The sequence below is a fragment of the Roseburia sp. AF42-8 genome (assembly GCF_003435965.1).
GTDB classification, from domain to species: Bacteria; Bacillota; Clostridia; order Lachnospirales; family Lachnospiraceae; genus Roseburia_C; species Roseburia_C amylophila.
Map to the genome: position 1 here is coordinate 16,626 of NZ_QTVB01000003.1, position 19,219 is coordinate 35,844.

Below are 19,219 nucleotides of genomic sequence, written 5' to 3' on the forward strand. Positions count from 1 at the left end.
TACCTCCTATTCCTGAAATACTTTTCCAGCTACTTCTTCAATCAACTGTGCAGTTCCATCCACACCCAGCAAATCGCTGTTAATCAGCATATCCCTGTTATGTCTGTCTCCACGATTGCTTCCGGTCAGTGCCATATGTCTTTTGTGATAACGTTTATCTTTTTCCACAATCAGCAATTTTGCATCATCTGCCGAAAGATTGTGGCTTTCCATTACATTCTTTATCCGTATTTCATCCGGTGCATAAATGAAAATGCGTAATATTGGTTTTTGTTCTTTTAAAATATAATCAGCAGAACGTCCTATAATCACACAGGACTCTCTTGCTGCGAGTTTTCGAATAATTGTTTTCTGGACGTGAATTGCACGTTCTGTCAAATCAGCGTATTTGGAGAAAGAACCCCTGACATCACCTTCTGCTCCTTTACCGGCAATGGTCACTCCTTCTTCTACCTTTTCCATAATATCTTTGGGAATTCCTACTTCTTTGATAATCTCATCTACCGTTTCACGGTCATAAAACTTGATGCCTAAATCCTGTGCAACCTTTTTCCCAATCTGATTTCCTTTTGCGCCATATTCGCATCCTATTGTAATAACAAGATGTTCCATTTTGCTTCCCTTCCTTAATGTATATACATACGTTTTTCTCATCCATACGAACCTGCCACTGGCAGCTTCGTATGGATGCCTGGCAACTATCTGCATAAAAAAGACGAGGGCACACTTATTTTCTGTGACATCCTCGTCTTTTCTATTTCTTATTTTTTTATCTTTCTGTTATTCTTCCGGTGCCCGGTTTGAAGGACACGGATTCCTAAATTTCTTACTTTTCCAGTGATTTTACCGTTTCTTCAATGATTGCATATGCCTTGTCGCATTCTTCTGCGGATACGATAAGTGGCGGCACCATACGAATGACATGTGCACCGATAGCTGTAATCAGAAGCTTTCTGTCTAAGCAGCCATGTTTTACATCTACACCGGAAATGGTATCATCAAATTCTACACCAACTAATAAGCCCTGATGTCTTACTTCTTTGACATGCGGTAATTTTTCTAATTTTGCTGAGAAATAATCTCCCATCTTCTTTGCATTTCCAGCCAGGTCATTGTCTAAGAGCTCTCCTACCTCAGCCAAAGCTGCTGCACAGCTGATTGGATGTCCACCAAAGGTTGTTCCATGGGAACCAGGAGTAAATGCTTTAGCGACCTCTTCCGTTGCACAGATTGCACCGATTGGCATTCCGCCGCCAAGACCTTTTGCCATGGATACGATATCCGGTTTTACACCATAATTCATATAGGACATTACCGCACCGGTTCTGCACCATCCGGTCTGTACCTCATCTAATAATAAGAGCATTCCTTTTTCATCACAAAACTCTCTTAAGCCTTTCATGAATTCCATGGTTGCCGGATGTACTCCGCCTTCACCCTGTACCGGTTCAATCATGATTGCGATTGTATTTTCGGTACATGCATTTTTAAATGCCTCCAGGTCATTGTATGGTGCATAGGAGAATCCGTAAGTCATTGGTCCGAATCCTACCTGGCAGCCATTTCCCGGCTGACCGGTTGCTGACATTGCTCCAAATGTTCTTCCGTGGAATCCCATTTTAGCAGTTACGATATGATATTTATTTGGACCGTATTTTTCAATTCCATATTTACGAGCCATTTTAATCATTGCTTCGTTTGCTTCTGTTCCGGAGTTCTGATAAAAAATTTTATCCATGCCAATGGTCTTACAAACTTTTTCTGCTAACAGTGCCTGTGGAATGGTATATGGATAGTTGAAGGTATGCATGATATCATCTACCTGATCTTTGACTGCTGCTACTACCTTCGGGTTACGGTTTCCTGCATTGTTAACAGCGATTCCTGCATAGAAGTCAAGATATGGTGTTCCTTTCTCATCATAGAGGTACATGCCCTCTGCTGTCTCAGCCAGAAAATCAAAACGCTCATATGTTTCAATCATATATTTATTTACTTTATCTTTAATGTCCTGTACGCTTAATCCTGTGTCTTTTAATTTCATAATTGAATCCTCCTTGACATATTCTTTACTCTTTTTTTGTTTTCTCTTTAAACCGGTTTGTTTTGTTCAATCGACGGAACAATGAATGTGCCCCGGCACATTCTCGCGCCTGCGTCGGTCGCTTGCGACATCTACCTTATACGCCGCAGTGCGCATCCTCGCGGAGCGTTTTTTACTTTACAGGAAAGCAATTTCCTGTAAAGTAAAAAAGGCACTTACCGATTGGTAAGCGCCTCGCTTTTGTTTGTCTATTATTTTGAACAGTTATACAATATCACGTCTTTTTTGCCCTGTCAATATTTTTTTACAAAAAGTCGCATTTTCCTGTTTTTTCTGCTTTTTTCAGTCTGTTCGTTAGAATTAATAGGATATATTGTGTTACTTTGTGTATTATATTGTACATTTGTATTATTCATTCGTACACTATAGTATCGTTTTATCTTTATACACTCTCCGCTCCGATATATGCTTCGATTCTATCCCGCTGCAAATGCTCTCCGATTACAATAATGACTTCCTGACCTTCCTGAATCGGTTCCATCCGCACTCCGTTGTGGGTAGCATTGAGTTGTATCCAAGAATTATCTTCTGCTTTTATAAATCCCTTAATCCGAAATACTGCTCCGCAGGAGCTGTCTTCTAAGATTTCTTTTGCGACCTTCTGCAATTTTTCTGCCGTCATAGGTACATTCATAAAATACTGTGACTCAAAGCCGGAGTGTTCCTCCAGATCCATTTTCTCATAATTTTCCATTACATAGCCACTGCTCATAATCCGATGCAAATCTTCCGAAGTAAGCTGCGGTGTACTCTTACGCAGAATCTCTTTTCCCAGTCTTCTCTTACAGTGAATCTTCTCCAAGGCTTCGTTGATGTGTGCAACCGTTGCATCCATTTCTTCTTCTGTAGCTTCATCGGCATGGCTTAATAGAATGCAGCCTGCATCTGCCACCTCTGATGCCAGAATAAAATCTGCCTCATCGGACAGCTCTTTTTCCAGCTTGGCATCTACGATTGCAATTACATTTCCAATCTCATACCACTGATCCAGCGGTTCTTCCCGCAATGCATCAAAGAATTCGTCCACATCAAAAATTCCGGATGGCTCCACCAGCACCCTGTCATATCCGCACATGCCCATGGCGATTAGCTTTGTCTTAAAACGTCTTCTGTGGCAGTCCTTATCACAGCCTCCGGCTACCATTTCCAGCTCACAGCTATCTCCCATCAAATCCTGCAGCAGCATCATGTCCACATTTACTGCGCCATAGTCATTCTCCAAGATTCCAATATTCATGCCCTGTTTCATCAGATACTGGGCATATTTTCTTATAAATGTTGTTTTACCGGAACCTAAAAAGCCGGTAATTAAGTCGATTTTTACCATGTTTGTCTTCCTCCTTCTCAGACATCCCGCTCCAGCCGCCGCAAGAGCTCCTGGTATGCCTCCATTACTTTATCATGATGACTTCGGATATAATCCGTATCCGGAATGTCATGATTCTTGATGGCATACTCTAATCCCTTAAACTGTTCGGACAACTCCATGGCACCGATATTTGCGGACGTATTTTTCAGTCCATGCACATGAATCTGATACTGCACCCAGTCTTTTTCTTCATAATCCTGCTGCAGGGTATCCACCATCTCATCTTTCAGATAAACTTTTAATATCTTAAAATAAAAATCTTCGTCTTCCATGCATACGGACATTCCCTGCTCGGTGTCAAGGTATGGAAAACGCTCCTGTAATAATTTCTTATTTTCTTCTGCTCCACCGTCAGAATTTTTCTTTTCCACTGCCTCTGTCTGCTTATCCGCCAGAAAACGTTCCAGTATCTTCCACATCTTCTCTTCGAAAATCGGTTTGGAAATATAACCTGCAAATCCATGCTGCAGATACATTTCTTTTGCTCCTTTTACCGCATTGGCTGTCATGGCAATTACCGGTGTAGTTTTATTCTGATGATTCATTCGCTTCATTTCTTCAAAGGTAGCAATGCCATCCATATCCGGCATCATCTGATCCATGAAAATAAGATCATAGTGCTGCTCTTTCATCAGAGTCAGCCCGTCTTCTCCACTGCCTGCCACATCCACGATTGCACCAGTCTGCAGCAGCATCTCTTTTGCCACAATGCGGTTCATTTCCATATCGTCTACCACAAGGATATGCGTGCCAGCAAACTGAGGTACCGGCATCATAGCACCGACAGAAAGCTCATAGTTTTCGAAAATCTGCTTCATATCACCAATGCCATCTTCGCAGATGACCTTCTGCGGTATGATTGCCGTAAATGTTGAGCCTTCACCATACTGGCTTTCTACCAGCACTTCTCCGTGCATCATATCTACCAGACGTTTCGTCAGGCTCAGTCCCAGTCCGGTTCCCTCGATATTGCGGTTCTTATGCTCTTCTAATCTTGTGAAATTCTGGAAAAGGTTCTCCATATCCTTCTTCTGGATTCCAATTCCGCTGTCCTTTACATCGATACGCAGGTTGATATTTTCCTCGTCTATCCTGCTATAAGAAATTTTTAAAATTACATAACCACGCTTGGTATATTTTACCGCATTGGACAGGAAATTATTTACTATCTGGCGGATACGGACATCATCCCCATATAAAATGGATGGAAGATTCTCATCAATTTCCATATACAGATTCAGATTCTTTTTCTTGCAGTTAGAGGCAACTATCGTATAGCAGTCGTTAATGAGGGAAGCCAGCTCATAACCCTCGCAAAGCAGCTCCATCTTTCCTGATTCAATTTTGGAAATGTCCAAAATGTCATTTACAATGGCAAGCAGAGTTCTGCTGGCCCGCTGCATATTTCCTGCATACTCTGCAATCTTCTCTCTTGGCAGTGTATCAATCTGCCGGAGCAGGAGACTGTTCATTCCCATAATACCGTTGATTGGCGTACGGATTTCATGGGACATATTCGTAAGGAAATCGGTCTTCGCCCGGTCTGACACCCGTAGCCGCTCTAAAAGTCCTTCTTCGTAAGTAATATCCACCAGTGTTACGATAGTGTTCTGCATCTCGCCATATTCATCGCAGACCATCGAAGAAGTTACCGATAAAATCTGATTGCCCTGCAGGCATTTCACCTTGCAATGCTCTAATTTTCCCTGATAAAGCTGTTCTGCAAATTCTTCCTTATTGCCCTCGCAGGTTACCAGTTCTTCAAAAGGCTGTTCCACATCTGCACCAAACAACACTTCTGCATTTGTATTATGTAAAATATGTGTTCTCTGATAATCATATACCATCACACCATAGTCAATCTGATTAAACAGATAATCTGAAACTGTTAATTTTGATATTCCAAAAGTATCATACCGGATACTAAAAAATACAGTCATTAAAAATGAAACTGTTACACCATAAACCGAACTGGGATAAGATTTAATTCCATAAAATGGCAACACCGTATCCGGAATTGCCGAAAGAAGCATAATTGTATTTCCCAGAATGATATATGCCACATATTTTCTCTGACTTTTACGCATAATTTTCTTCGACCAATATAATACAATATAGATGCAGCACAAAAAGCAAAGCATAATATACATCCAGTGATAAAACACGCTGCCATGAAATTCTGTGGTAAAACAGGTTCTTCCATTGACCCTGTAAAAATGGCGGATCCGTATACTTCCAAAAGAAACACCATCCACCAGAGATGTCAGTATTCCTAATCCAACCATCAGGCCATATCCCTTTATTTTTACACCAGTCAGACACGCCACATAAATTACAATCGCAATGACATATAAATTAAAGCCCACAATTGTCATGCAAAAGAAATCCTGTGCCAATCTGTCATCTGTACAATTTCCATACAATGCTGAACCCAGTGCCCAGATTCCTCCTCCTATTCCCAGAAGCAGGATACAAATCCGCCCCTTGTTTTTCGTATTATTAATAAAAAAGTAAAAGATGCCAACGCCAATACATATAGTTGCACATGCCACCAAAAGCACTGTTGTAATCATTCCTGCTTCCATCAATTTTTCTCCCGAGTTGTTTTACTTCATTATATATAAAATCCAGTTTATTCGCAATAAAACAATCCCTGTGGAAGCTGCCACCAGCATTTTCTTATTGCCGCAAAAAAGCAGGAGCTCCGTTCCAGTTCCGGTGTTCCTGCTTTTTTCTGTCTTTTTCTAATTTTCCAACTCTGTTCCTACTTTGAACTTTTATTTTGAACTTTTATTTCAAACTTTTTACTTCAAACTCTTATCCCAAACTCTTATTTTAATTCTCCTGCCGGATGTATCATATCCGGTGTAATCAGCCCTTTGATAATCAGGTACTGCTCAATCGTTTTTACACAGTTCTGCACGCCAACCCGCTCACTGTTTAATGTCATGTCATAATTGACCGGGTTTGTCCAGTAATTTCCATGGGTGTAATATTCATAATAATCTGCCCGGAATTTATCCGTCCGCTCTATGGTTGCATTAGCGACCTCTTCGCTCACGCCCATATTTTCCATGGTACGGTTCACACAGAATGCTCTCGGTGCTTCAATATAAATACTCACCACATTTGGCTTGCCCTTCAGTACATAGTCGGCACATTTTCCGACAATGACGCAGGACTCTTTTTCTGCCAGATCTTTAATAATTTCACTCTGATATTCAAACAGCTTGTCATCCGATACGAATTTTTCATTTCTGGAAATGTAACGTCTTGACCGTGGCAGTCCTCTTAAAAAGCTGGAAAATCCACTGGTCTCCCTCATTTTTTCATTTACTTCCTGAAAAATATTCTCATCCAGTCCACTGAGCTGGCTTGCCAGTGTTAAGATTCGGTTTTCATAACAGTGAATACCTAACTCCTTTGCCAGCTGGGAAGCAATCGCCTTTCCGCCTGTTCCGAATCCTCTTGCAAAGGTTATTACAAAATTCTCCATATTTTCTGTCCTCCTTTAACCTGCTAAATAACGACTTAAGAATTCCCGTGTTCTCGGATTCTTCGGATTGGTAAACAGTTCGGATGGAGCTGCATCCTCTGCCACATAGCCGGAATCCATGAAAATGGTTCTGGTGGACACATCCCTTGCAAATGCCATCTCATGAGTAACAATAATCATTGTAAGTCCCGTCTTGGCAAGCTCTTTCATAACATTTAATACTTCTCCTACCATTTCCGGGTCCAGTGCAGAAGTCGGCTCATCGAAAAGAAGTACTTCCGGATTCATGCAAAGAGACCTTGCAATGGCAACCCTCTGTTTCTGTCCTCCGGAAAGCTGTGATGGTTTTGCATTGATATAAGGAGCCATTCCTACATCCTTTAAATGTGTGATTGCCCGGTTAAATGCCTCTTCTTTGGAAATATGAAGCACCTTTCTGGTGCAGAGCATGCAGTTCTGCAATACAGTCATATTGTTAAATAGGTTAAAGGACTGAAATACCATTCCCACCCTGGAGCGGTATTCATTGATGTCCTTCTGTACATTCCGGACTTCCTTATCATGGTAAAGGATTTTACCGGAGGTCTGCCGCTCCAGTTTATTGATACACCGCAGCAGCGTTGACTTTCCGGAACCGGAAGAACCCACTATACAGATAATTTCTCCTGCTTCTATATCAATATCTATTTTTCTTAAAACCTCATGATTCCCAAATGATTTGCTCAAATCCTTAATTGAAATTACTGTCTCTCCCATATCCGTTCCTCCTACTGATTATCCATATACTCAATTGCCAGTGCGTAATCTGTCTTGCCCTGCATTTTCTTTTCAATAAATTTGAAAATCTTATCAAAGACAAAGCACAATACAAAGTAAATCACTGCAATTACCAGGTATGACTCGAAGTATTTGTAATAATTTCCTCCAACTGTTTTTGCAGCCATGAAAAGTTCCTGTACTGCAATTACATTTAATACGGATGTCATTTTCAGGTTTGTCAGGAATGTATTTGCCATCTCCGGGATAATATTTTTAAATGCCTGTGGCAATACCACATACAACATTGTCTTAAATGGCGACATCCCCATTGCCCATGCGCCTTCACGCTGGCCCATATCAATGGAGCCGATTCCGGCACGTACTGTCTCACCCATGTAAGCTCCGGTATTTAATACCGTTACCACAATACCTGCAAATACCGGTGTCATTTCTACTCCCAGCATTTTTATTCCATAGTATACAATCATTGCCTGAACAATCATTGGAGTGTCACGGAAGATTTCCACATATACGGTAAAAATGATTTTCAAAAGCCGCATCAGAAGCTTCTTGAAAACATTATCACCCTCGCTGATTTTTGCATCATTTACAAGTCCGACAATATAGCCTAACACAAAACCAACCAGCGTTCCGATTACAGCAATTTCCAGCGTAAGCCAGGTTCCTTTGATAAACATACTTGCATATTTCTGGGCTAAAAATATCATCCACTCTAACGAATTACTCGGATTTTCTACTAACATATTTCTCTACCTCACTTTATCTGTTACTCAGCTCACGCTGGAAATATTTCTAGTTTGCTGCCGGCTGCTGTGTCAGAACAGTATCCATCAGCTCATCCATTTTGGCTTTATCATTCCAGCCAATGGCATCCATAGCATCCTGGATTTTATCTCTTAATGCGGTATCATCTTTTCTGGTAGCGATACATACATTTACCATTTCATCATCACCGGTGAAAGAATCATCTGCATCTAACTGAATAATCACAAGATCATCATTGGTAAGTGCTGCTGACTGTGCGGTTGGCAAATCTACGACACATACATCTGCAACACCATTGGATATTGCCATGAAACATTCGGATGTTGTCTCATAATTTCCTGACTGCTCTGCACCTTCAATCTGGTCCAAAAGAGGTACCCAGCCGGTTCCTAACTGTGTTGTTACTTTACATCCGGTTCCTGCCAGATCAGAAAGTCCTTTTACATTTTCATAAGCACTTCCCTTTTTTACTACGATACAGTTATCTCTGTAATAATATGGTTCTGTAAATGAATAAGAAGCTTCTCTTTCTGCAGTTTTTCCCATTCCTGCAATGATTACATCATAATCTCCTGCATCTAATGAGATTCCAATGGAAGACCATTCTACTTTATGAACCTCTAAATCCATTCCCATCTCATCAGCAAGCTTCTGGGCTACTGCCACATCATATCCATATGCATAATAGTCAGATCCATAAATCGGAACCGCCTTGCTTCCATCCGGTGTTGTATCACTGTCCTGTGTCCAGTTAAATGGAGCATATGCACATTCCATTCCAACTCTTAATACATTCTTATCAGATGTCTCTGCTGTCTCTGAGGTTTTCACATCTGTATCGGATGTTTTTGTATCTGATGAACCACATCCTGCCAATGTAGATATTGCCATAACTCCTGTCAGTACCAATGCTAATAATTTTCTTTTATTCATAATATGTTCCTCCTTAAATGCAAATGTGAAGCCGACTTTTTGTTTCTCTAGAGTATCAAAAAAGACGCTTGAGATTTCTTTCTCTCAAAGCGTCTTTGCTGATAGACAGTATAGTATACTTTCTTTTTCTTCTTTTCAACTTTCAAATTGCACAATTTGATTGTGCATTTTGCACAGTATCTTAATTAAACATCAATCTTTTTACCAGAATACAGTTTACAATATCGAGATATTCCATGGAATCTTCCAGGTCAACCTCCAGTATTTCTTCTATCTTCTTCAGGCGGTACTGCAGGGAATTCCGATGGATATACAAAGCCTCTGCTGTCTTTCCCACATTAAATCCACTCATATAATATGCCAGCAGTGTCTCCACCAGAAATGCCCCATTGGTCTGGTCATACATCTCAAGCTTCTTTAATTTGTCATTGCAGTAGTCCAATATCTCCTGCTGATTTCCATTGTTAAACATATATTTATAAATGCCCATGGAACTGGCACTAAGCACTTTTTTATTAGTAGGATTCGGCAGATAATCTTTCTTTGGAATCAGATTTTTTGCTTCCTGATAGCTCTTGCCAAATTCAGACGGATTCGTATAGGCTGCGCCCAAAATACAGGTACTGTGTATCAGCCCAGCGAACTGCGGGCGGCTGTCCAGTTTCTTTAGCAATTGTTCAATCTGCCGTTCTGTCTCCTTATCCTCCGTTGCCTCAAACAGCAGCACAAATTTATTTAAGAAACGCATATACATCGGACGATTTTCCATATGCATTACTTCCCGGTTCAGACAGTCCGTATAATAGAGATAAGTATGCTCATCCTGCTCCAGGTTAATTCCATATTTCCGGTCAATTACAATGATTCCAACACGATATGCCCGGTCGAAAGCCAGTCCAAACTGGCTGGATATTTTTTCAATATATTTATCATTTACTTCATATCCAAACAGCAGATTATATAAATAGTCCCCGGTACGCTTATTTGTAATATTGGTTTCCAGTATCAGCTGCCCGATACTCTGTGCAATATCCACGAGGTTGCGCCTTCCCAGCGGACATAGAACAGTGGCAATTTCAATTCAACCGCCTTGTCTATCATTTTCTGTGGAATCTTCTCCCGGTCATCCACAATCGATATTGCAAGCCCGGAAATTCCCAATGCATTCAGTTCTACCATTGTTTCAAAGGTCTTCTCGATGTCAAACCTCAGATAATCCACTACAATCAGTGCGAAGTTGCCAGGATTCATATGATCTTCATATGGCTTCGTCTGCACAAAATATGTCCAGGACACCACTCTGTCCAGTCCCACTTCCCCTGTCAGCAGTTCTACTCCATCCAGATCCAAATTATTGACGTCTCTACAAGTAACCATAATGTCTCCCTCTGTTGGTTGTGTGCAAGTTGCAAAAAACCCGGAGAAGTGCGAACACTCTCCGGGTTAATTTTACTTATTTTAGCAATTCATTGCAAGAGCAAAGATTACTCGATAACTGTAGCAACACGTCCTGAACCTACTGTTCTACCACCTTCACGAATAGCGAAAGTAAGACCCTGCTCCATAGCTACTGGATGAATCAGTTCGATAGTCATTTCTACGTTATCACCAGGCATACACATCTCTGTACCTGCTGGTAATTCACAAACACCAGTTACGTCAGTTGTTCTGAAGTAGAACTGTGGTCTGTAGTTATTGAAGAAAGGTGTATGACGTCCACCTTCATCTTTTGTTAAAACGTAAACCTGAGCTGTGAATTTTCTGTGGCAAGTAACAGTACCTGGTTTAGCAAGAACCTGTCCACGAACGATCTGGTCACGGTTAACACCACGAAGAAGTGCACCGATGTTATCACCAGCCTGAGCCTCGTCTAACTGTTTACGGAACATCTCGATACCAGTTACAACTGTCTTCTGAACATCTTCCTTAACACCAAGGATTTCAAGTTCGTCATTCAGATGTAATGTTCCTCTTTCTACTCTACCTGTTGCAACAGTACCACGACCTGTGATTGTGAATACGTCCTCAACTGGCATTAAGAAAGGTTTATCTGTATCACGCTGTGGATCTGGGATATAGCTATCTACAGTATCCATTAATTCCATGATCTTGTCGCCCCATGGTCCGTTAGGATCTTCAAGAGCTTTAAGAGCAGAACCCTGGATGATTGGGCAGCCTTCAAAACCATATTCCTCTAACTGCTCTGTAACTTCCATTTCTACTAACTCAATTAACTCTGGGTCGTCTACCATATCACATTTGTTTAAGAAAACAACGATGTAAGGTACACCTACCTGACGAGACAGAAGGATGTGCTCCTTTGTCTGAGCCATAACACCATCAGTTGCAGCAACAACAAGGATAGCGCCGTCCATCTGAGCTGCTCCGGTAATCATGTTCTTTACGTAGTCAGCATGTCCAGGACAGTCAACGTGTGCGTAATGTCTCTTCTCTGTTTCATACTCAACGTGAGCTGTAGAGATAGTGATACCTCTTTCTCTCTCTTCTGGAGCTTTATCGATGTTAGCGAAATCTGTAGCTGTATTACCTGCAACTCTTGCTGCTAAAACTGCTGTAATAGCTGCTGTTAAAGTTGTTTTACCATGGTCTACGTGACCAATGGTTCCGATATTACAATGTGGTTTGGTTCTTTCAAACTTAGCTTTTGCCATTTTAAAACGTCCTCCTTAATTTTATGCCCTTTCTGGGCGCTTATTTTTACATTTTAATAAGTCACTCGGCTATTTCTGATTATATAAAAAACTTGCGAGTTTTTCAAGCATTTTTATTATTTTGCTTTAGATGCAACAATCTTGTCCTGTACAGACTTCGGAACCTGCTCATATTTCTCGAAGAACATTGAGTAGTTACCACGTCCCTGAGTTCTGGAACGTAAGTCTGTTGAGTATCCAAACATCTCAGCAAGTGGAACATATGCTTTAACCATTTTTCCACCACCGATGTCATCCATACCTTCGATACGTCCACGACGAGAGTTAATGTCACCAATAACATCTCCCATGTACTCTTCCGGCATAGTAACTTCAACTTTCATGATTGGCTCAAGAATTACAGGAGCTGCTTTTGCCATAGCCTCTTTGAAAGCCATGGATCCGGCAATGTGGAATGCCATCTCAGATGAATCGACCTCATGGTAAGATCCATCATATACGGTAGCATGAACACCTACTACTGGGAATCCTGCAAGGATACCAGCTTTGGTAGCTTCTTCGATACCTTCGCCTACTGCAGGGATGTATTCCTTAGGAATAGCACCACCAACAACTGCAGAATCAAACTTGAAGAGTTCATCTCCGTTAGCATCCATCGGCTCGAATTTAACTTTACAGTGTCCGTACTGTCCACGTCCACCAGACTGTTTTGCATATTTGTATTCCTGATCAACTGGCTTTGTAAATGTCTCTTTGTAAGCAACCTGTGGAGCACCTACGTTTGCTTCTACGTGGAATTCACGAAGCAGACGGTCAACGATGATTTCCAGATGGAGCTCACCCATACCAGCGATGATGGTCTGTCCTGTTTCTGTATTTGTATGAGCACGGAAAGTAGGATCTTCTTCTGCAAGTTTTGCAAGAGCTTCACCCATCTTACCCTGTCCAGCTTTTGTCTTAGGCTCGATAGCAAGCTCGATAACTGGCTCTGGGAATTCCATGGACTCTAAGATAACCGGATGCTGTTCATCACAGATGGTATCACCAGTAGTTGTAAACTTAAATCCAACGGCTGCTGCAATATCTCCAGAGTAAACTTTTTCAAGCTCTGCTCTCTTGTTTGCATGCATCTGAAGGATACGGCCTACACGTTCTTTTTTATCTTTTGTTGCATTCAGTACGTAAGATCCTGAGTTCATTACACCAGAGTAAACACGGAAGAATGCAAGTTTTCCTACGAATGGGTCAGTCATAATCTTGAATGCAAGAGCGGAGAATGGTTCATCATCAGATGAATGTCTCTCTACTTCATTTCCTTCAAGGTCAACACCCTTAATAGCTGGGATGTCTGTTGGAGCTGGCATATATTCTACGATAGCATCCAATAATTTCTGAACACCCTTGTTACGGTAAGCAGAACCACAACATACCGGAACTGCTGTACACTCGCAGGTACCTTTTCTGAGGGCAGCCTTCATATCTTCAACAGATGGCTCTTCTCCCTCTAAATACTGCATCATAAGGTCGTCATCTAACTCACAGATTTTCTCAACCAGTTCGGTATGATATAATTCTGCGTCGTCTTTCATATCGTCCGGAATGTCTGTTACGGAGATATCATCTCCCTTATCATCATTGTAGATGTAAGCTTTCATTTCAAACAAATCGATAATTCCCTTGAAATCATCTTCTTTACCGATTGGTAACTGAAGAACGATTGCATTTTTACCTAATCTTGTACGAATCTGATCTACAGCTCCGTAGAAGTTTGCACCTAAGATATCCATTTTGTTAATGAATGCCATTCTAGGTACGTTGTATGTGTCAGCCTGACGCCATACATTTTCTGACTGAGGCTCTACTCCACCTTTTGCGCAGAACACGCCGACAGCGCCGTCCAGTACACGAAGTGAACGCTCAACCTCAACCGTAAAGTCTACGTGTCCAGGAGTATCAATGATATTGATACGATGCTCTAAAGCACCTTTCTTTGGCTTTGTAAACTCTTCCAAAGTCCAGTGACATGTCGTAGCGGCTGAAGTAATGGTAATACCTCTTTCCTGCTCCTGCTCCATCCAGTCCATGGTAGCAGTACCTTCATGAGTATCACCAATCTTATAGTTAACACCGGTATAATAAAGGATACGCTCTGTCAACGTTGTTTTACCAGCATCGATGTGCGCCATAATACCAATGTTTCTGGTTCTCTCTAACGGATATTCTCTTCCAGCCAAGGTTTTTTCCTCCTAATTTTCTTAACCGAAAAAATATGCTCTCGTTCTGATTAGAAACGATAGTGTGCGAAAGCTTTGTTTGCTTCTGCCATCTTGTGCATATCTTCTTTTTTCTTTACAGATGCACCAGTATTGTTTGCTGCATCCATGATCTCATTTGCCAGTCTTTCTTCCATTGTCTTCTCGCCTCTCTTGCGTGAAAACAGTGTAAGCCAACGAAGAGCCAGAGCCTGACGACGGTCCGGTCTAACTTCGATAGGTACCTGGTAAGTTGCTCCACCGATACGTCTAGCCTTTACCTCAAGTACTGGCATAACGTTGTTCATAGCTTCCTCGAATACTTCAAGAGCTGGTCTCTCAGTCTTCTCTGCAACTCTGTCAAATGCACCGTATACAATCTTCTGTGCAATACCTTTCTTACCATCTAACATAATGTTGTTGATAAGCTTGGTAACCACTTTGTTATTGTACATCGGATCTGCTAATACGTCTCTTTTCTGAGTATGTCCTTTACGTGGCACGTTACTTCCCTCCTTAATCATGTTTTGCATCACAGGTCATTGTGCCTGTCATGTAGTATTTGTTTCGATTAATTCAACGGTACTCACATGTGTCTCTCTAAAATGTGTTCGTGCGGAAATATATCGTATGTGACAATAATTCCAACACTTACCTTTAGCTCTGTTTGTGATACTATTGGTGTGCGCTAAGCTTATTTAGCGTCTTTTGGTCTCTTAGCGCCGTATTTGGAACGAGCCTGTTTTCTGTTAGCGACTCCTGCTGTATCAAGAGTTCCACGGATAATATGGTATCTTGTACCTGGTAAGTCCTTAACACGACCACCACGGATAAGAACAACGCTATGTTCCTGTAAGTTGTGTCCCTCTCCTGGAATGTAGCTTGTTACTTCGATTCCGTTGGAAAGACGTACTCTGGCGATCTTTCTAAGAGCTGAGTTAGGTTTTTTAGGTGTAGCTGTCTTAACAGCGGTACAAACACCTCTCTTCTGAGGAGCAGAAGTATCAGTTGCTTTCTTCTTTAAAGAATTGTAGCCCTTCTGAAGTGCAGGTGCAGTAGACTTCTTAACAGATGTCTGACGTCCTTTTCTTACTAACTGGTTAAATGTTGGCATTATTTTCACCTCCTGTGCTATTATTTGATAAATGTGCATTTGTATGCACACTAATTCAGTATATAAGCCGATTCGCCACTTGTCAAGCAAATTTTTCGTGTAAGCTACGAGCCAGAGAAAAAAAGAAGGCTTTCAGCTGTTCAAATTTATTTGATAACGGCTGAAAGCTTTCTTTTTGATGTGGCGACAGCCACGACTGAGATGGAGCGCAGCGGAATCGAAGTTCTCTGGCTCGCTGGCTGGGGCTTTCTGATGATGTGGCGACAGCCACGACTGAGATGGAGCGTCAGCGGAATCGAAGTTGCGGTTCTCGTTCTTATGCCTGAATCTTTCCGTTCATGTGGCGACAGCCACGACTGAGATGGAGCGTCAGCGGAATCGAAGTTCTCTGGCTCGCCGGCTGGGGCTTTCTGATGACGTGGCGACAGCCACGACTGAGATGGAGCGCAGCGGAATTGAAGTGGCATCTTTTCACACTAAATGCAGCAACATATTCCTTTTAGTATGATTTTTCCGCAACTTTTCTTACTTTTCTCATACTAAATCTGTCTTTATCTTCTTTTAAGTATGATTTTTCTGCTTTATAGCTTACTTTTCAAGAGATTTTCCCTCATTTTTCATACCATTTCTTCTATATTATTAGCGTTAGTATGATATTTCTGTTAACCAACTATTTTTCAGCTATCATTCTTCCTCCTAATTATGCTGCTTCTCAGTAAAAAATGTCATCGAAGCGTAGTACCCTTTTCCCGACTATGTAGCCCGGTTGCGATGGGAACCCACCATTACAATATTGAAGCGCAGCACTCTTTTCCTGGCTATATATTGCCTGCCATCCCATAAAATCTATTCCTTATATCTCTTCGAAACGGCTGGCATCCAGATACTTTATTACCCTTGCCGGATTTCCGACTGCGACTGCATAGTCCGGCACATCTTTTGTCACTACTGATGCTGCCCCGACGATGGCATGTTTTCCAATGCTTACCCCCGGCAGGATGCTTGCGCCCGCGCCAATCCATGCGGCTTTTTTAATTAGCACCGGCTTGCAGGTCAGTATCGACAAATCATAAGGATCATGATTATTCGAAATCAGCTGGACATTAGCTGCAATCTGCACGCCATCCTCTATGGCGATTCCACCACGTGCCATTGCCAGCAGCCCAGAATTAATATAAACATTTTTTCCAATTTTCATGGTACTGACACAGGCACCACTGATTGGTGCTGCAACGTAGCTTCCCTCTCCAAGGTTCTCTCCAAACAATTCTTTTAAAAGTGTCTGATATTCTTCCGTAAAAGGCATCGTATGGTTCATTTGAAACATAATCTGCGCCGCCCTTACATTTTCTTCCCGGTCTTTTGGATTTGGTATTCTCATATCAACTCTTACTTCTTTGCAATCCATTCGCCGTATTCTCCTTAATTATTCTTCCTTTGGCAATTAACCATTTGAATGCAATCGTGTGTCCGCTGTTTCTGCACGCTGAGCCCAGTCTTTCACGCTGAGGCCGTCCTTTTCTACTTTACACATAAGAAACCATATCTTTACGCCTGCTGCACCTGCCTCTTCCAATGCTTTTCCAAACTCAGGATGGGTCATTACATTTGCCCGCACTTCTTCCACACCTTCCATCTGAATTACAAATGCCAATATACATTCATAGCCAGCCTTCCTTGCTTCTGCCAGCTCCCGCAAATGTTTCACGCCACGTTCCGTCGGTGCATCCGGGAAATAACCAATGCCATCACGTTCCAAAGTACAGCCCTTTACTTCCATTAAATATTCCTGCTGTCCTTTTTTCATATAAAAATCTATCCTGGAATTTCCATATTTATATTCCGGTCTGATCAAATCAAACGATTGTGTCTCAAGCCATTCTTTTGCCACCTTGTTAGGCGCCTGACTATCTATATTAATAAGCCCGAAATTTTCTTTATATACAGCAATCAGATCATATGCTGTCTTTCGTTTTGGATTGTCTGCCACTTCCAGATAGACCGCTGCATCCGGAAGCAGCAGTTCCTTGCAGCGCCCGGTATTTTTTACATGCACCGTCTGAAGTTCTCCATCAATTTTAACATGCGCAATAAAACGGTTGGGACGGTCTACAAATTTTCCCTCTACCACTTTTTGATATTTCATTTTCTATATCCTCTGATTCCTGTTTATCTTATTTTTGAAAAGTCAGACGCATCTGGTTCCAGACCACATCACCATGAGTGGATTCTGAAATGCCTTCATTTTCAAATCCAAATTTTGCATAGTAATGTATCAGCTTATCCTTGCAGGTCAGCACCAGCCCTTTTCTTCCCTGGGCTTTCGCATCCGCAATAGCTCTTTTTAATAACTGTTCTGCACGACCGTGTCTTCGGTATGCAGGAATGGTATTCACACCGAAAATCATCTGCCAGTCCCCCTGCTCCTCATGCAGGTCTGCCTTTTCATACATTTCATCTGTAAGGTCTTTCTGATTAGTCACCATGCCATCAACAAATGCCACCAGATGTCCCCCATCGAACATCAGCCAGAAATGGTCTTTATAATATTTTAAACGTTCTGCGAATTCTTCCCTCGTTGCTGCTTCTGCCGGTGGAAAACATTCTGTCTCCACTGCTGTAATTGCATCAATATCTTCCATCTGCGCGGTACGGATTGTCATTTTGTGTACTCCTTTTATAACTCTTTATAACTTTTTAATTCTTTTATAACCTTTTATAACTTTCTCTTATTGTATAATCCCTTATGATTTTTCTCAAGAGACGAATTCCAGTTCTCGTAGTATTTCCTGTGAAACAGGAAAAGCACAACAGCCTTGTCCTTTATCAAAGACATTTTCCGTTGTGCTCTTCTGTTCTGTTTTTTATTATACTTTTCTGTTCTGTTTTCTGAAATCCAAACTATTCTTTCACTGGCACCAGGCGAATGTTTACTCCGCTCACCTTCAATTCCACGCCATCACTCAGTTCCACATTTTTCACTTCTGGTGTATAAAGACCATTTCCATCGTCTACTCCAAACATCTCATTCATTCCACCATCATATAAATTTGATGTGCTGACGTTTCCGGTTCCATCCACAGCTGTTACGGTATACGTTCCTGCCGGGAAATCTGTGCCTGCCGTATAATTGCCACTGCCTAATTCCACTGCCGCTGATTCATCATATTCTCTTCCACTCATGCCTCCGGTTACTTCTGTATAGCTGACCTGTACTACTACATCTCCTGAAATCTTAAGTTCCACGTTTTCCTTTATTTTCAATCCATTAAAAAAGGATTCATAAAGTCCGTTCCCATCATCCACGCCAAACATTGCATTGATGCCGCCATTAAACATATTACTGCTGCTGACATTTCCATTTCCGCTTACTGCTGTCAGATTGCACTTACCAACTGGAAGGTCAACACCTGCTGTGTAATGTCCTGCTCCAAGGGTATAGTCCGTCTCGATTTGTGATAAATCTTCTTCCGGAGCATCTTCCTTCCCAGCATCTTTATCAGTATCTTTGCTCTTGCCGCTCTCTGCCTGTTCTGTGTCTGTAACAGAATTCTTATCCGAATCCTTCTTGCTGCTTCCACCGCCTGCTGCAATTGCAAATACGACTACAACGATAATTACCCAGAACCACCATTTCTTATAAATTGGTTTCTTTACTTTTTCCATCTTATGCCTCCCGTTTTCATAAATCTTATGTATGAGACAATCATATATGAGTCGGAAGGTTTTGTGGT

At 41.6% G+C, this 19,219-nt stretch carries 18 protein-coding genes; all 18 read right to left on the reverse strand.

Features of this window, described 5'->3' with window-relative positions; genetic code table 11:
- Positions 1–6 precede the first annotated feature (6 nt).
- On the reverse strand, positions 7–612 hold the full coding sequence (locus DW059_RS01890; protein ID WP_022243674.1) for a cytidylate kinase-like family protein: 606 nt from the start codon (positions 610–612) through the stop codon (positions 7–9).
- 214 nt (positions 613–826) lie between these two features.
- Positions 827–2,044, reverse strand: coding sequence for an aspartate aminotransferase family protein (locus tag DW059_RS01895; RefSeq protein ID WP_117697227.1), 1,218 nt, complete (start codon positions 2,042–2,044; stop codon positions 827–829).
- A 442-nt stretch (positions 2,045–2,486) separates the two neighbouring features.
- Positions 2,487–3,431: a GTP-binding protein gene (locus DW059_RS01900; protein WP_117697229.1), complete on the reverse strand. Its 945-nt coding sequence runs from the start codon at positions 3,429–3,431 to the stop codon at positions 2,487–2,489.
- A gap of 17 nt (positions 3,432–3,448) precedes the next feature.
- Positions 3,449–6,058, reverse strand: coding sequence for an ATP-binding protein (locus DW059_RS01905; protein ID WP_117697231.1), 2,610 nt, complete (start codon positions 6,056–6,058; stop codon positions 3,449–3,451).
- A gap of 245 nt (positions 6,059–6,303) precedes the next feature.
- Positions 6,304–6,969, reverse strand: coding sequence for a cytidylate kinase-like family protein (locus tag DW059_RS01910; RefSeq protein WP_117697233.1), 666 nt, complete (start codon positions 6,967–6,969; stop codon positions 6,304–6,306).
- Positions 6,970–6,984: 15 nt separating this feature from the next.
- A complete protein-coding gene (locus tag DW059_RS01915) occupies positions 6,985–7,725 on the reverse strand; it encodes an amino acid ABC transporter ATP-binding protein (protein WP_022243679.1) in 741 nt (246 codons plus the stop codon).
- A gap of 11 nt (positions 7,726–7,736) precedes the next feature.
- The gene (locus DW059_RS01920; protein WP_022243680.1) at positions 7,737–8,492 is read right to left on the reverse strand and encodes an amino acid ABC transporter permease; all 756 of its coding nucleotides are present in this window, start codon (positions 8,490–8,492) and stop codon (positions 7,737–7,739) included.
- 49 nt (positions 8,493–8,541) lie between these two features.
- Positions 8,542–9,447 (reverse strand): transporter substrate-binding domain-containing protein, encoded by a 906-nt coding sequence (locus DW059_RS01925; protein WP_022243681.1) that lies wholly within the window; start codon positions 9,445–9,447, stop codon positions 8,542–8,544.
- 181 nt (positions 9,448–9,628) lie between these two features.
- Positions 9,629–10,483 carry a PucR family transcriptional regulator gene (locus tag DW059_RS01930; RefSeq protein WP_199534287.1) on the reverse strand — a complete coding sequence of 285 codons (855 nt, stop codon included), beginning with the start codon at positions 10,481–10,483 and terminating at the stop codon, positions 9,629–9,631.
- Positions 10,453–10,824 carry a PucR family transcriptional regulator ligand-binding domain-containing protein gene (locus DW059_RS16065; RefSeq protein WP_199534288.1) on the reverse strand — a complete coding sequence of 124 codons (372 nt, stop codon included), beginning with the start codon at positions 10,822–10,824 and terminating at the stop codon, positions 10,453–10,455. The genes DW059_RS01930 and DW059_RS16065 overlap by 31 nt, the downstream gene beginning before the upstream one ends.
- 107 nt (positions 10,825–10,931) lie before the next feature.
- The gene (gene tuf, locus DW059_RS01935) at positions 10,932–12,119 is read right to left on the reverse strand and encodes an elongation factor Tu (RefSeq protein WP_117697235.1); all 1,188 of its coding nucleotides are present in this window, start codon (positions 12,117–12,119) and stop codon (positions 10,932–10,934) included.
- A gap of 116 nt (positions 12,120–12,235) precedes the next feature.
- Positions 12,236–14,353, reverse strand: coding sequence for an elongation factor G (fusA, locus tag DW059_RS01940; protein WP_117697237.1), 2,118 nt, complete (start codon positions 14,351–14,353; stop codon positions 12,236–12,238).
- Between the two features lie 50 nt (positions 14,354–14,403).
- On the reverse strand, positions 14,404–14,874 hold the full coding sequence (gene rpsG, locus DW059_RS01945; protein ID WP_207659146.1) for a 30S ribosomal protein S7: 471 nt from the start codon (positions 14,872–14,874) through the stop codon (positions 14,404–14,406).
- A 191-nt stretch (positions 14,875–15,065) separates the two neighbouring features.
- Positions 15,066–15,485, reverse strand: coding sequence for a 30S ribosomal protein S12 (gene rpsL, locus DW059_RS01950; RefSeq protein WP_022242941.1), 420 nt, complete (start codon positions 15,483–15,485; stop codon positions 15,066–15,068).
- A gap of 853 nt (positions 15,486–16,338) precedes the next feature.
- A complete protein-coding gene (locus DW059_RS01960) occupies positions 16,339–16,893 on the reverse strand; it encodes an acyltransferase (protein WP_117697243.1) in 555 nt (184 codons plus the stop codon).
- A 36-nt stretch (positions 16,894–16,929) separates the two neighbouring features.
- Positions 16,930–17,631 carry a DNA/RNA nuclease SfsA gene (sfsA, locus tag DW059_RS01965; RefSeq protein WP_117697245.1) on the reverse strand — a complete coding sequence of 234 codons (702 nt, stop codon included), beginning with the start codon at positions 17,629–17,631 and terminating at the stop codon, positions 16,930–16,932.
- A 28-nt stretch (positions 17,632–17,659) separates the two neighbouring features.
- Positions 17,660–18,148 carry a GNAT family N-acetyltransferase gene (locus DW059_RS01970; RefSeq protein ID WP_117697247.1) on the reverse strand — a complete coding sequence of 163 codons (489 nt, stop codon included), beginning with the start codon at positions 18,146–18,148 and terminating at the stop codon, positions 17,660–17,662.
- A 238-nt stretch (positions 18,149–18,386) separates the two neighbouring features.
- Complete coding sequence (locus tag DW059_RS01975) at positions 18,387–19,151, reverse strand: hypothetical protein (RefSeq protein WP_117697249.1); 765 nt, start codon at positions 19,149–19,151, stop codon at positions 18,387–18,389.
- Positions 19,152–19,219 lie beyond the last annotated feature (68 nt).